Source organism: Roseateles sp. FW305-36 (assembly GCF_058787015.1).
Window position 1 is genome coordinate 375032 of record NZ_JBYSZK010000005.1, and the last position, 14323, is coordinate 389354.

Below are 14323 nucleotides of genomic sequence, written 5' to 3' on the forward strand. Positions count from 1 at the left end.
GAATTCTTGTGTACCTGACCGGCAAGGACCGGCGGGCGGCGCGATCTTCGGCCAGGTCGATGGCATCGCGATAGGGGTCAACACCGTATTTACTTCGTTCGATGGCCGAACTAATATGTGTTCAACAAGGTCCCCACTCCCACCAACCGGGGGCCGCAGAACACAGGAGACAAGGTGCAGGCAGAAGCCGCAGGCAGCCAACAGCTGCTCAAGGTCATCAATCGCATGGCGCTGGTGAGGCACCTCTGTGCCAACCCGGGGCTGTCGCGCGCCGACCTGGCCGTGGCCGTGGGCCTGACCAAGTCCACCGTCAGCCTGCTGGCCCGCGAGCTGATCGCCGAAGGCTGGTTCATCGAGCGCGAGGTCGTCGCCACCGGCGACCTGGGCCGCCGCCCCACGCCCCTCTTCATCGACCCGACCCGCCTGCTGCTGCTGGGCGCCGAGGTCGGCATCGAATCCGTGCGCGTCGTCGCCACCTCGCTGACCGGCGAAGTGCAGGCCTGCACCGTCGCCAACCATGGCGCCAGCCGCACGGCCAAGGCCTGCATCGGCACGCTGGCCACGGCCCTGGTCAAGCTGCGCAAGCAGCTGGACGCCAGCCAGCAGATCCTCGGCATCGGCGTCGGCCTGCCCGGCGGCGTCAACGAGGCACGCGGCGTGCTGCACTTCGCACCCAATCTTGGCTGGCGCGACATCCCCTTCGGCACGCTGCTGGCCGACAAGCTGCAAGACACTTCGCTGGCCGGTGTGCCCCTCTTCATACAGAACGAAGCCGATGTGGCGGCCCTGGGCGAGATGGAGTTCAACCCCGCGCCGGGGGCCGACCCGCTGCTCTATGTCTCCATCAACCAGGGCCTGGGCGCCGGCGTCATCGTCGGCGACCGCCTGCTGACCGGCAGCCGCGGCTTTGCCGGCGAGGTCGGCCATATGGTGCTGCAACTCAACGGCCCGCGTTGCTCCTGCGGCCGTCGCGGCTGCGCCGAAGCGCTGATCGCCACGCGCGCCATGCTGCATGGCAGCGGCGACGAGGCGGCCCTGCGCTCGCTGGCCGAAGTGAGAGCACATCTCGTCGATGAGGACGCCGAGACGCTGAAGGCCGTCAACTCCGCCGGCCGCTATCTCGGCGTGCTGCTGCAGAACCTGGCCACGGCCTATGACCCCGCCTGCATCGTGCTGGGCGGCAGCGTGGTCGAGCTGGGTGAGCCCTTTTTGAAGCCGGCGCTGGACACGCTGCTGGACTACGCGACCGCCGCCAGCCTGCCGCCGCCCAGCGTGCGCACATCGATGTTCGGCGCCAATGCCGTTGCTGTCGGTGCAGCGGCGCTGGCTCGCTATCGCCTGACCCGCCCTGCCCTGCCTCTGGCTGACAGCGGCGCCGTCACGGCCCTGGGCGAGAACATCAGCGAGGAGACAGCCTGATGTACCTCGGCATCGATCTCGGCACCTCCGAAGTCAAGCTGCTGCTGCTCGACGACAGCGGCAACATCGTCGGCACGGCGGGCAGCGCGTTGACGCTGTCGTCGCCCGAACCGCTGTGGTCGGAGCAGAACCCCAACGACTGGTGGGTTGCCACGCAAGCCGCCATCGCCAAGCTGCGCACCGCTCATCCCACCGAATTCGCCGCCGTGCGCGGCATCGGCCTGTCGGGCCAGATGCACGGTGCAGTCCTGCTCGACGAGGCTGATGCCATCCTGCGCCCGGCCATCTTGTGGAACGACGGCCGCAGCCACGCCGAGTGCGAAGCGCTGACCACCGCCGCGCCGCGCCTGCACGACATCGCCGGCAACCTCGCGATGCCCGGCTTCACGGCCCCCAAGCTGCTGTGGGTTCGCAAGCACGAGCCCGAGGTCTTCGCCCGCGTGAAGAGCGTGCTGCTGCCCAAGGACTGGCTGCGTCTGCAGCTCAGCGGCGACAAGGTATCCGATCCGTCCGATGCGGCCGGCACGCTGTGGCTGGACGTCGCCAAGCGCGACTGGTCCGACGAGCTGCTGGCGGCCTGCGGCATGACGCGTGCGCAGATGCCGCGCCTCGTCGAGAGCAACCAGCCGAGCGGCGTGCTGAAGCCCGAACTGGCCACCGCCTGGGGCCTGGGCCCCGAGGTCGTCATTGCCGGCGGCGCCGGCGACAACGCGGCCAGCGCCATCGGCATCGGCGCGACGCAGCCGGGCGACGGCTTCATCTCGCTGGGCACGTCCGGCGTTCTCTTTGTCGTCAACGACCGCTACCGCCCCAACCCGGCGTCGGCGGTGCATGCCTTCTGCCATGCCCTGCCGCAGCGCTGGCACCAGATGAGCGTGATGCTGTCGGCGGCCAGCTGCCTGCGTTGGTTCTGCCAGTTGGTCGGCGCGGATGAAGCCACTTTGCTGGCTGAGCTTTCACCAAATGACAGCGCAGTCAATGCGCCAATCTTCCTGCCTTACCTCGCAGGTGAGCGCACCCCGCACAACGACCCCTTCGCCCCCGGCGTCTTCCACGGCCTGAAGGCGCTCACCAATCGAGCCGACTGCACCTACGCCGTGCTCGAGGGCGTCACCTTCGGCCTGGCCGACGGGCTGGACGCGCTGCGCGCCGCCGGCACCCAGGTCCATCAGCTGTCCCTGGTGGGCGGTGGTTCGCGCAGCCACTTCTGGGCCCAGCTGATCGCCGATGCGCTGAAGGTCGACATCGTGCTGCACACCGGCAGCGAAGCCGGCGGCGCGCTGGGTGCTGCGCGCCTCGGTTGGCTCGCCACCGGCGGCAGCGTCGACACCGTCTGCAGCCGACCACCCGTTGCCGCCCTCTTCTCTCCCGACCCCCAACGCCATGCCCGCCTGGCCCCGCGCCTGGCGCGCTTCCGTGACCTGTACCTGCGCCTCAACGTGAGCCCCTCGTCCGTGATCGCCCCGCTGAACGCGGGCGCTCCCAGCCGGTCCCCCGAGGGGACGGCGCCGCTTGCGGCATTGAGCCGCAAGCACGTCGCCCTTCGGGCCGGCTAGGGAGCGGCCCGGCGCTCGGCCCGCAAATTCAATTCGCCAAAGACAACTGAGTCTTATTCCGACTGAACATGAGCTACTTCGAACACATCCAGCCCATCCGCTACGAGGGCGCCGACAGCCAAAACGAGCTGGCCTTCAAGCACTACGACAAGGACCGCATCGTGCTGGGCAAGCGCATGGAGGACCACCTGCGCTTCGCCGCCTGCTACTGGCACAACTTCGTCTGGACCGGCCTGGACCCCTTCGGCGGCGCGACCTTCGAGCGCCCCTGGTTCCAGGGCGGCACGCCGATGGAGCTGGCACGCGCCAAGGCCGATGCGGCCTTCGAGTTCTTCGCCAAGCTCGGCCTGCCCTACTACTGCTTCCATGACCGCGACGTCGCTCCCGAAGGCGCCACGCCGCGCGAGAGCCACGACAACTTCCTGCGCATCGTCGACGTGCTCGGCGAGAAGCAGCAGGCCACCGGCCTGAAGCTGCTGTGGGGCACGGCCAACCTCTTCAGCCACCGCCGCTTCATGTCGGGCGCGGCCAGCAATCCCGACCCCGAGCTCTTCAAGATGGCGGCGCTGCAGGTGCGCGACGCCATGGACGCGACGCTCAAGCTCGGCGGCGAGAACTATGTGCTCTGGGGCGGCCGCGAAGGCTACGAGACCCTGCTGAACACCCGCCTGGGCCAGGAGCTGGACCAGCTGGGCCGCTTCCTGAGCATGGTGGTCGAGTACAAGCACAAGATCGGCTTCAAGGGCGCCGTCCTCATCGAGCCCAAGCCGCGCGAGCCGTCCAAGCACCAGTACGACTTCGACACCGCCACCGTCTACGGCTTCCTCGTCCGCTACGGCCTCGAAAAGGAGGTCAAGGTCAACATCGAAGCCAACCACGCCACGCTGTCGGGCCACAGCTTCGAGCACGAGATCGCCACCGCCGGCGCGCTGGGCATTCTCGGCAGCCTGGACATGAACCGCGGCGACCCGCAGTTGGGCTGGGACACCGACCAGTTCCCCAACAACGTGCCCGAGACGGCGCTGGCGCTCTACCACGTGCTGCAGGCCGGCGGCCTGGGCTCGGGCGGCCTGAACTTCGACGCCAAGGTGCGCCGCCAGTCCATCGACGCGGCCGACCTCTTCCACGGCCACATCGGCGGCATGGACGTCTGTGCCCAGGGCCTGCTGATTGCCGAAAAGATGATCAATGACGGGCGCCTCAAGGCCGCCGTCGACGCCCGCTACGCCGGCTGGGACCAGCCTGCCGGCCAGGACATCCTGCAAGGCCGTCGCTCCTTGAGCGAGCTCGCCAACCAGGTGCTCGAAGCCAACACCGACGTGGCGCCCGTCTCGGGCCGCCAGGAGGTGCTGGAGAACCTCTTCAACCGCTTCTGCGGTTGACCTTCGCTCTCCGCTTCTGCGCCTGACGCCCTGACCCTCCATTTCCACGCAGTCCCGCCCAGCTCAGCCCGACCGACAACGCTGCCAATGACGAACACCCTCGCTCAAACGACAGGCGCCGATCGGTCGGGCCGATGTTGATCCCCACCATCCCGCCGAACCAGCAGTAAGACACAGGCCAAGAGCCCCCCAGATGACAACGAGAGGAGACACAGTGAAAACCCAATACCGCCGAACCGCCATATCCCTGGCCGCCGCCCAGGCCGCCCTGCTCGCCAGCGGCTTTGCCTTTGCGCAGACCGCACCCGCCCCGGCCGCCGCGGCGTCCGCACCCGACGCCAAGACGCAGAAGATCGAGACCGTCACCGTCAGCGGCCGCCGCGCGGCCCTGCAGTCCGCACAGAAGATCAAGCAGGAGGCCGACGAAATCGTCGACTCCGTCAATGCCGACGACATCGGCAAGCTGCCGGACAAGTCCGTCACCGAGGTGCTGCAACGCATCGTCGGCGTGACCATCGATCGCACCATGGCCAAGGGCGACCCCGAGCACTACTCGGTGGAAGGCTCGGGCGTGAACATCCGCGGCCTGTCCTATGTGCGCTCCGAAGTGAACGGCCGCGACACCTTCTCCGCCAACGGCGGCCGCGCGCTGAACTTCGAAGACGTGCCGCCCGAGTTGATGGCCGGCGTGGACGTCTACAAGAACCCCTCGGCCGAGCAGGTCGAAGGCGCCGTGGGCGGCCTGGTCAACCTGCGCACCGCCATGCCCTTCGACTACCAGGGCCTGAAGGGTGCCATCACGCTGGGCGGCAACTACAACGACCTGCAGGGCAAGTGGAGCCCCGCAGCCTCTGGCCTGATCTCCAACCGCTGGAAGACCGACGCCGGCGAGTTCGGTGCCCTGCTGAGCCTGGCGCGCAGCAAGACGACGACGCGCACCGACCTCTGGCAGGCCGAGCCCTACTACAACATCGACGGCACGCACTGGGCGCCCAAGGGCGCGCAATGGCGCGACTCCAATTTCGACCGCACCCGCGATGGTGCCTACGGCGCCCTGCAGTGGAAGAAGGACGACGTCAGCAGTTCGCTGACCTATTTCGAATCCAAGTACCGCATGCACTGGGACGAGAACGCGCTGTTCGCCCAGTCCACGCCGTCCAACCTGAAGATCTCTTCCGGCGCCACCTATGGCGCCAATGGCGCGCTGCTGACCGGCACGCTGACCGACCCGGCCGACGGCGGCATCAACTTCGGCGCCGACACGCGCTACATGACGCGTGACTCCCGCACCCGCGACCTGGGCTGGAACCTGAAGTGGAAGGCCAGCGACCGCTGGAGCTTCAGCACCGACCTGCAGATCGTCAAGTCCAAGACCCAGGCCTTCGACTCCACCGTCGCCACCGGCCTGCAGATGCCCAAGGAGACCCTGGACCTCACCGGCTCGACGCCTCGCGTCGTCTTCGACGCGGCTGACCTGGCGGGCCTGAAGGACCTTGGCAACTACTACTGGGCGTTCACGATGGAACACCTGGACAAGAGCAAGGCCGACTCCAAGGTCTGGCGCGCCGATGCCAAGTTCAACTTCGACAACGCCGTGCTGCAGGACCTGCGCTTCGGCATCCGCCTGACCGACCGCAACGCGACGACGATCAATTCCACGCCGAGCTACAACTGGGCCGCCATCACCCAGACCTGGCAGCAAGGCTGGGACATCAACCATGTGGCCCGCCTGAACGATCCGCGCTTCAACGCGCCGACGACGCTGCACGAGTTCAAGAACTTCTTCGGCGGCCAGAGCGTGCCCAGCATCTATGTGCCGGCCGTGTCGCTGGCCCAGGGCTACCCGAGCACCTACACGGCTCTGCACAAATACCACGACATCCTCTGCGCCGAGCAGACGGCCGCGGCCGGCTGGGGCAGCGGCTGCGCGGCCTGGACGCCGGCCACCTTCGGCACGGACCCGCTGGGCACCAACGAGCAGCATGAGAAGACGCAAGCGGCCTACGGCCAGCTGCGCTTCGGCTGGGAAGACCAGCCCATGCCCGTGGACGGCAACATCGGCCTGCGCGTCGTGCGCACGGACATGAAGGCAGCCGGCTACATGGTTTTCAAGACCAACGCGCCGACGCTGCAGGCAGGCCAGTCGCTGGGCGGCGTGGCCATTCCGTCGGTGACCGCCTTCGCCAAGCCGCTGGACGCGAACCAGGCCTACACCAATGTGCTGCCCAGCCTGAATCTGCGCCTCAAGGCCAGCGACCAGCTGCAGTTCCGCTTCGCCGCGGCCCAGGCCATCTCGCGCCCCGACTTCTCCGACATGCAGGCCTACACGGCCCTGTCGCTGGACACCACCCAGCACACGGTCGGCAACACCGTCGTCGTCGACAACGTCGCCCTGACCGGCAAGGCCAACGGCAACCCGATGCTCAAACCCGTCAAGTCCAACCAGCTGGACCTGACCGGCGAGTGGTACTTCTCCAAGACGGGCTCGCTGACCGTGGCCCTGTTCGACAAGGAGCTGAAGGACGTCATCGTGAAGCAGTCGGCCACGACGACGCTGCGCGACGGCGCCGGCAACCCGGTCAACTTCACCATCACCTCGCCGGTCAACGGTGCCAAGGGCCATGCCCGCGGCCTGGAGATCGCCTTCCAGCGCTACCTCGACATGCTGCCGGGCTGGCTGTCGGGCTTCGGCGTGCAGGCCAACTACACCTACGTCGACAGCAAGACCACGCCCTACAACCCGGTCATGTCGGCGTATTGCAGCGGCACCAGCACCGGCCCGGAAAACTTCAACCTCAACATCAACGGTTGCGACACCGACGGCCGCACCTTCGGCAACCTGCCGCTGATCAACCTGTCCAAGAACGCCTACAACCTGGCCATGCTCTATGACTACGGCCCGGTCTCGGCGCGCCTGGCCTACAGCTGGCGCTCCAAGTATCTGCAAGGCGTCAACGTCAACGGTACCAACGGTGGCGACGGCCAGTTGCCCAACAACGGCGGTGGCGTGGCCTGGGCCCTGCCGACCTGGAGCGACGGCTATGGCCAGCTCGATGCCGGCGTGACCTACCGCTTCAGCGACAGCTTCAGCATGAGCCTGGAAGGGCAGAACCTGAACAACGCGCTGGCACGGCAGCTGATGCAGCAGCACATCGGCTTCATGACCCGCGGCGTCAACTACACCGGTCGCCGCTACTCGGTGCAAGCCAGCTACTCTTTCTGAGCGTTGGCAACGCCCGGCGGCTGCTCCGGCCGCCGGGCCTTTCACCCGGAATTCCGATGAAGACCACACCCCTTCTCGCGGCGGCACTGGCCTGCCTGATCACGACGCAAACCGCACTCGCGGCCGAGGCACCCCGCCTTGTCACGCGGGACGGCCGCCATGCGCTGCTCGTCGACGGCAAGCCTTTCCTGATCCTCGGCGCCCAGGCCCACAACTCCAGCAACTATCCCGGCGCCCTCAAGCCCGTCTGGGATGCGGCGCGGGACTTGAAGGCCAACACCGTGCTGATGCCGGTGGCCTGGGAGCAGGTCGAGCCCGAGGAGGGGCGTTTCGATTTCAGCTTCGTCGACACCCTCGTCGCCGAAGCCCGCAAGGAAAACAAGCGCCTGGTCATCCTGTGGTTCGCCACCTGGAAGAACACCAGCGCCCAGTACACGCCCGAATGGGTCAAGCTGGCACCCCAGCGCTTCCCCGCCATGCTCGACAAGGAAGGCAAGCCCAGCTACTGCCTGACGCCCTTTGGCGACGAGACGCTGAAGGCCGACAGACGCGCCTTCGTCGCACTGATGGGCCATCTGAAGAAGATCGACGCCGACAAGCGCACCGTGCTGATGGTGCAGGTCGAGAACGAGGTCGGCACCTATGGCCTGGTGCGTGACTTCGGCAGCAAGGCGCAGGCCGCCTTCGAGCAGCCCGTGCCGGCCGCGGTGCTGGCGCGCAAGAAGCCGGTGGTGGCCGCTTCGGGCAGCTGGCGCGAGGTCTACGGCGACTACGCCGACGAGTATTTCCACGCCTGGGCCATCGCCCGCTACATCGGCGACATCGCCGCCGCCGGCCGCGCCGTCTACAACCTGCCCATGTACGTCAACAACGCGCTGCGCAACCCGCTGGAACAGCCGCCCAAGCCCTGGAAGGGCGAGTACGCCAGCGGCGGCCCGACCTGGGACGTCATCGACATCTACAAGGCCGCGGCGCCGGCCATCGACATCGCCAGCCCCGACATCTATAACCCCGAGTCGGCGCAGGTGAACGCCAACCTCGGCCTGTTCCAGCGCGCCGACAACCCGCTGTGGGTCCCCGAGTTCGGCACCAAGCCGGCCTATGGCCGCTACCTCTACGCCATGCTCGGCCGCGGCGCCATCGGCGTCTCGCCCTTCGGCGTCGACTACTTCAACTACACCAACCATCCGCTGGGTACGACGGCGACGGACAAAACCCTGGTCGAACCTTTCGAGCGCGTCTACCGCATGTTCGCGCCCATCCAGCGTCAGTGGGCGCAATGGGCTTTCGACGGCAAGACGCAAGGCATGGGCGAGGGCGACGACCGCAAGCCCCAGCAGCTGGATTTCCCTGGCTGGACGGCCAAGCTGACCTACCGCCTCGGCCGCTTCGGCGAAGCCAGCTGGGGCGGCGAGTTCGCCAAGCCCGCGCCCGGCACCGAGGAGCCGAACGGCGGCGCCGCCTTGGCCCAGATAGGCCCTGACGAGTTCCTCATCATCGGCAACCGCGTGCGTGTGCGCATGGAACCCGCCGCCGGCACCAGCGGCATGATGCTGCGCGCCGAGCAGGGCCGCTTCGATGACAAGGGCCGCTGGGTCATGGAACGCGTCTGGAACGGCGACCAGGTCGACTACGGCCTGAACCTGCCGGCCGAGCCCGTCATGCTCAAGGTCAAGATGGGCCGCCCCCGGCAATGAGCTCCACCCCTACCGGCTTCGCCGGCCCCCTCAAGGGGGCGCCGCTGGTGGCCCGGCAAAGCCGGTTCCACGGCGGCCGCTGGATGGGGCGGCTGCTGCGCGCCGCCGTCATGCTCGGCGGCTCGGTCATGCTCAACTCGAACGCGGCCGAGCTGGTGCTGCGCTATGACCAGCCCGCGCCGGACACGGCCAAGGGCTGGGAGCAGCAGGCCCTGCCCATCGGCAATGGCCGGCTTGGCGCCATGCTCTTCGGCCAGGTCACGCGCGACCGGCTGCAGTTCAACGACATCACGCTATGGACCGGCAACACCAAGGCCATGGGCGCCTACCAGCCCTTTGGCGATGTGGTGCTGGAGCTGGAGGGCGACGCGCCGGTGAGCGGCTACCGCCGCGAGCTCGATATTGCGCATGCCATCAACCGCCTCAGCTACACCCAGGCCGGTGCTCGCTTCACCCGCGAAGCCATTGCCAGCCATCCGGCCCAGGTCATTGCCTGGCGGCTCACTTCCGACAAGCCGGGCCGCTACAACGGCCGCATCGCGCTGACCGACCGTCATGGCGCCACGCTGAGTCAGGCCAACCAGACGCTCACGGCCATCGGCAGCCTGCCCAATGGCCTGGTCTACGCCAGCCAGCTGCGCGTGATCAACGAGGGCGGCAGCGTCGTCATTGACGGCAACACGCTGGTCTTCCGCGGTTGCAACGCGCTGACGCTGGTCCTCGGCGCCGGCACCAGCTTTGCCGACGGCCAGCCGCCGCTGCCGCGCGTGAAGGCGCAAGTTGCCGCCGCCAAACCCTGGCCCCTGCTGCGCGCCGAGCATGAACGCGACGTCGGCAAGCTTCTCGGCCGCGTGCAGCTCGACGTCGGCAAGACGCCACCCGAACGCCGCGCGCTGACGACTGACGCCCGCCTGGCCGCCTACACCCAGGAAGGCGGCGACGCCGAACTTGAGGCCCTGTATTTCCACTTCGGCCGCTACCTGCTCGTCAGCAGCTCGCGCGATGCCCTGCCCGCCAATCTGCAGGGCCTGTGGAACGACCATCTGCAGCCGCCGTGGAACAGCGACTACCACTCCAACATCAATCTGCAGATGAACTACTGGCCGGCCGAGGTCACCAACCTCGCCGAAGCCGCGCGCCCCCTGCATCGCTTTGTGCAGCGACTCATTCCCGAGTGGCGCAAGCCCGTCGCCGAACGCGCGGCGCTGGCACTGAAAGACGTCAAGTCCCTGCCGCCCGAAACGCCGCCCTGGGACAACTCGGTGCAACCGCCGGTCGAGACCTTTCTGACCCGGGACGGACAACCCGTGCGCGGCTGGACGCTGCGCACCGAGACCAATCCCTTCGGCGCCATGGGCTATCTCTGGAACATGACGGGCAACGCCTGGTATGCCCGCCACTTCTGGGAGCACTACGCCTTCACCCAGGACAAGACCTGGCTGCGAGACACCGCCTGGCCGGTGCTGAGGGAAGTGGGCGAGTTCTGGGAAGACCGGCTCAAGGAAACGCCCGACGGCAGGCTGGTCGCACCCAACGGCTGGTCGCCCGAGCACGGGCCCATCCAGGACGGCGTGGCCTATGACCAGCAGATCCTGTGGGACCTGTTCGACAACATGGCCCAGGCGGCCGACGTGCTGGGCGACAAGGCCGCACAGGCCAAGGCGGTCGGCATCCGCGACCGCCTTGCCGGCCCGCGTGTCGGCAGCTGGGGTCAGTTGCTCGAATGGCTGGAAGAGCTGAAGGACCCGGTGCTGGACACGCCGCGCGATACCCACCGCCACGTGTCCCACTTGTTCGCCCTCTTCCCCGGCCACCAGATCTCGCCGGCGCGCACGCCCGAACTCGCCGCTGCAGCGCGCAAGACGCTGGAAGCCCGCGGCGACGTCAGCACCGGCTGGTCCATGGCCTGGAAGATGGGCTACTGGGCGCGGCTGCGCGATGGCGACCATGCTCACAGCCTGCTGCGCGGCCTGCTGGCCACGCCCGGCGCCCACAAGGCCGTTGCGGGCGCCGAGGTCCACCAGGGCGGCACCTATCCCAATCTCTTCGACACCCATCCGCCCTTCCAGATCGACGGCAACTTCGGCGCCACCGCGGCCATCGCCGAGATGCTGGTGCAATCGCAGGATGGCAGCGTGATCGACCTGCTGCCCGCCCTGCCTGCCGCCTGGCCTGAAGGCTCGGTCAAGGGCCTGCGCGCCCGCGGCGGCTTCGAGGTCGACATCGCCTGGGCCCGCGGCCGCGTCACGAGCGCCACCGTGCGCTCGGTGGCCGGCGCCGGTGGTGGCCGCGTGCGCATCGGCGACCGCGTGATAGCCCTGCATCTCAAGCCTGGCCAGGCCAAGACCATTCACTGAAGAAGATGAATCGCTTTCTTTTTGTCGCCCTCCTCGCCGCACTGCCGCTTACAGCGCAGTCACTCGACCTCAGCAAAGGCTGGCAGATCGCCGTCACCGATTTCGAAGGCGAGGCCAAGCTGACGGGCGACAACGTCACCGTGCCCAAGCCCGCCAACCCGCGCGTGCCCAACAGCCATGTCGCCGCCAAGCGCAGCGACGATGGCGCGCTGACCCTGCAGTTCAGCAACTCCTGGATCGCCCAGTTGCGCTGGCAGGGCGGCAAGCCGCTGAACCTGAACCCCTACCTGGCCCAGGGCACCGTCGAGTTTGACTTGAATGTCGTCGACCTCGCCAACGGCGGCATGAAGTTCAAGCTCGGCTGCGGCAAGGACTGCGAACGCAAGATCCCCTTCCTGTTCGCCGGCCGTGAGCTGATCGGCAAAGGCAAGCAGCATCTGTCCTTCGCGCTCAAGTGCTTCTGGCGCGATGGCGACGATTTCTCCAACGTCGACGTGCCCTTCACGCTGGAAGGCACGGGCAGCGGCGAAGTGCAGATCAACCAGCTGCGCTTCAACAAGCACGGCAAGGCGACGACGGCCTGCCCCGACTACCGCACCCAGTCCGTCACGCCGGAACGCCTGCAGGAATCCTGGGCCGTGGACTGGTGGCTGCCGCGCCATGAGCAGAAGCTGGCCGAGATCCGGGCCCACCGCGAAGCCGGCCGGCGTGTCGACCTGGTCTTCCTCGGCGACTCCATCACCCAGGGTTGGGAGAACGAGGGCAAGGCGGCCTGGGCCGCCAACTTCGCCAAGTACAACGCCGTGGCCCTGGGCTTCGGTGGCGACCGCACCGAGAACCTGCTCTGGCGTCTGCAGCATGGCGAGCTGGACGGCATGACGCCCAAGGCCGTCGTCATGATGATCGGCACCAACAACACTGGCGACCGCCTGGAAGCCCCGGCACTGACCCTCGCCGGCATCAGGAAGAACCTCGACGAGATCCGCCGCCGCCAGCCCCAGGCCAAGGTGCTGCTGCTGGCCCTGTTCCCGCGCGGCGAGAAGCCCGACGACCTGATGCGCCGCCACAACGCCGAGATCAACGCGCTGCTGCCGCGACTGGCGGATGGCAAGCAGGTCGTCTTCCTCGACATCGGCCGCGCGCTCACGAATCCGGACGGCACGCTGTCCAAGGACATCCTGCCGGACTGGCTGCATCTCAGCCCGCAGGGCTACGACATCTGGGCCCGCAGCCTGGACGCCACCTTGACCCCCTGGCTCGCTCCCTGACGGACGGCCGCAGTACCTCTCATGACTTCCCTGACCTACTCCAGCCCCTTCCCCGCCGACTTCGTCTTCGGCGTTGCCGCCGCAGCCCCGCAGATCGAGGGCGCCGCCTTCACCGACGGCAAGGGCGAATCCATCTGGGACCGTTTCTCCCGCCAACCCGGCAAGGTGCACGACGGCGACACCCTCGACGTCGCCTGCGACCACTACAACCGCTTCGACGAGGACTTCGCGCTGATGGCCTCGCTGGGGGTCAAGAACTACCGCCTGTCCCTGGCCTGGCCACGCATCTATCCCAACGGCGACGGCGAACTGAACCAGGCCGGCCTGGACTTCTATCGCCGGCTGTTTGCCAGCATGAAGAGGCACGGCATCACGCCCTGGGTCACGTTGTTCCACTGGGACCTGCCCCAGGCTCTGGAAGACCGCGGCGGCTGGACCTCGCGCGTGACGGTGGACGCCTTCGCCCGCTATGCCGACACCGTCGTCAAGGCCTTCGCCGGTGAAGTCAAGCACTGGATCACGATGAACGAGATCCGCTGCTTCACGCAGTTGGCCTATGGCTATGGCACCAAGGCGCCGGGCCGCCAGGAGAGCGCCGCCGTCGTCAACCAGACCTTCCACCACGCCCTGCTCTGCCACGGCCACGGCGTGCGCGCGGTGCGCGAGTTCGGTGGTGCCGGCGCGGTCGTCGGCCTGACGGACAACCTCGACGTCTGCATCCCCGTCACCGAGACCCCCGCCGACATCGCCGCCGCCAAGGCCTGGTTCCTGCAGATGAACGCCCATGTGCTGGGCGCCATGCATGCCGGCCACTACCCGGCCGACTACCTCGAGCGCGTCGGCCCCGACGCGCCGAAGGTCGAGCCCGGCGATTTCGATCTCATCAGCCTGCCCACCGACCATCTCGGCCTCAACATCTACACCGGCACCTATGTGCGCGCCGGCAAGAACGGCGCGGCCTTCGAAGCCCTGCCTCCGCCCGTCAACTACCCGCGCGCCGACAGCCCCTGGCTGCGCCTGGTGCCCCAGTCCATCTACTGGGCCACGCGCCTGGCCCATGAGTGCTACGGCCACCAGTCCCTCTACATCACCGAGAACGGTTGCGGCTACAACGACGAGCCGGTGGTGAACGGCGAGGTGCTGGACCTGCACCGCCGCGACTTCCTGCGCAACCACCTGCGCGAAGCCCACCGCGCCATCGGCGACGGCGTGCCGCTGCACGGCTACTTCCTGTGGAGCTTCATCGACAACTACGAGTGGGAAGACGGCTACCAGCGCCGCTTCGGCATCGTGCATTGCGACTACGCCACGCAAGTGCGCACGCCCAAGCTGTCGGCGCACTACTACGCCGATGTCATCCGGCATCGCCGCATCCTCTGACCTGAAACCGGGCTGAAACCGTGAAGCCTATATTCCTCGCG

The 14323-nt window shown here is 67.7% G+C and carries 8 protein-coding genes; all 8 read left to right on the forward strand.

Annotated elements, in window-relative coordinates; all coding sequences use genetic code 11:
- The first annotated feature begins 174 nt into the window (after nt 1-174).
- The 8 genes from AC3WOE_RS12350 (at nt 175) to AC3WOE_RS12385 (ending at nt 14282) form a co-directional block, all read left to right on the forward strand.
- The gene (locus AC3WOE_RS12350; protein ID WP_492690784.1) at nt 175-1419 is read left to right on the forward strand and encodes an ROK family protein; all 1245 of its coding nucleotides are present in this window, start codon (nt 175-177) and stop codon (nt 1417-1419) included.
- Nucleotides 1419-2975 carry a xylulokinase gene (xylB, locus tag AC3WOE_RS12355; protein ID WP_492690785.1) on the forward strand — a complete coding sequence of 519 codons (1557 nt, stop codon included), beginning with the start codon at nt 1419-1421 and terminating at the stop codon, nt 2973-2975. The genes AC3WOE_RS12350 and xylB overlap by 1 nt, the downstream gene beginning before the upstream one ends.
- Nucleotides 2976-3043: 68 nt before the next feature.
- The gene (gene xylA, locus AC3WOE_RS12360) at nt 3044-4357 is read left to right on the forward strand and encodes a xylose isomerase (RefSeq protein WP_492690787.1); all 1314 of its coding nucleotides are present in this window, start codon (nt 3044-3046) and stop codon (nt 4355-4357) included.
- Nucleotides 4358-4571: 214 nt separating this feature from the next.
- Nucleotides 4572-7580 carry a TonB-dependent receptor gene (locus AC3WOE_RS12365; protein ID WP_492690788.1) on the forward strand — a complete coding sequence of 1003 codons (3009 nt, stop codon included), beginning with the start codon at nt 4572-4574 and terminating at the stop codon, nt 7578-7580.
- A gap of 56 nt (nt 7581-7636) precedes the next feature.
- A complete protein-coding gene (locus AC3WOE_RS12370; RefSeq protein WP_492690790.1) occupies nt 7637-9277 on the forward strand; it encodes a DUF5597 domain-containing protein in 1641 nt (546 codons plus the stop codon).
- Nucleotides 9274-11634 carry a glycoside hydrolase family 95 protein gene (locus AC3WOE_RS12375; protein WP_492690792.1) on the forward strand — a complete coding sequence of 787 codons (2361 nt, stop codon included), beginning with the start codon at nt 9274-9276 and terminating at the stop codon, nt 11632-11634. The genes AC3WOE_RS12370 and AC3WOE_RS12375 overlap by 4 nt, the downstream gene beginning before the upstream one ends.
- Nucleotides 11635-11639: 5 nt before the next feature.
- Nucleotides 11640-12902, forward strand: a complete 1263-nt coding sequence (locus AC3WOE_RS12380; protein WP_492690794.1) for a GDSL-type esterase/lipase family protein — start codon at nt 11640-11642, stop codon at nt 12900-12902.
- A gap of 21 nt (nt 12903-12923) precedes the next feature.
- Nucleotides 12924-14282, forward strand: coding sequence for a GH1 family beta-glucosidase (locus tag AC3WOE_RS12385; RefSeq protein ID WP_492690796.1), 1359 nt, complete (start codon nt 12924-12926; stop codon nt 14280-14282).
- The last annotated feature ends 41 nt before the right edge of the window (nt 14283-14323 follow it).

Excerpts from the sequence above, each read along its gene's own strand:
- xylB (WP_492690785.1), top strand. The coding sequence starts at position 1,419 with ATGTACCTCGGCATCGATCTCGGCACCTCCGAAGTCAAGCTGCTGCTG.
- xylA (WP_492690787.1), top strand. The coding sequence starts at position 3,044 with ATGAGCTACTTCGAACACATCCAGCCCATCCGCTACGAGGGCGCCGAC.
- AC3WOE_RS12370 (WP_492690790.1), top strand. The coding sequence starts at position 7,637 with ATGAAGACCACACCCCTTCTCGCGGCGGCACTGGCCTGCCTGATCACG.
- AC3WOE_RS12375 (WP_492690792.1), top strand. The coding sequence starts at position 9,274 with ATGAGCTCCACCCCTACCGGCTTCGCCGGCCCCCTCAAGGGGGCGCCG.
- AC3WOE_RS12380 (WP_492690794.1), top strand. The coding sequence starts at position 11,640 with ATGAATCGCTTTCTTTTTGTCGCCCTCCTCGCCGCACTGCCGCTTACA.
- AC3WOE_RS12385 (WP_492690796.1), top strand. The coding sequence starts at position 12,924 with ATGACTTCCCTGACCTACTCCAGCCCCTTCCCCGCCGACTTCGTCTTC.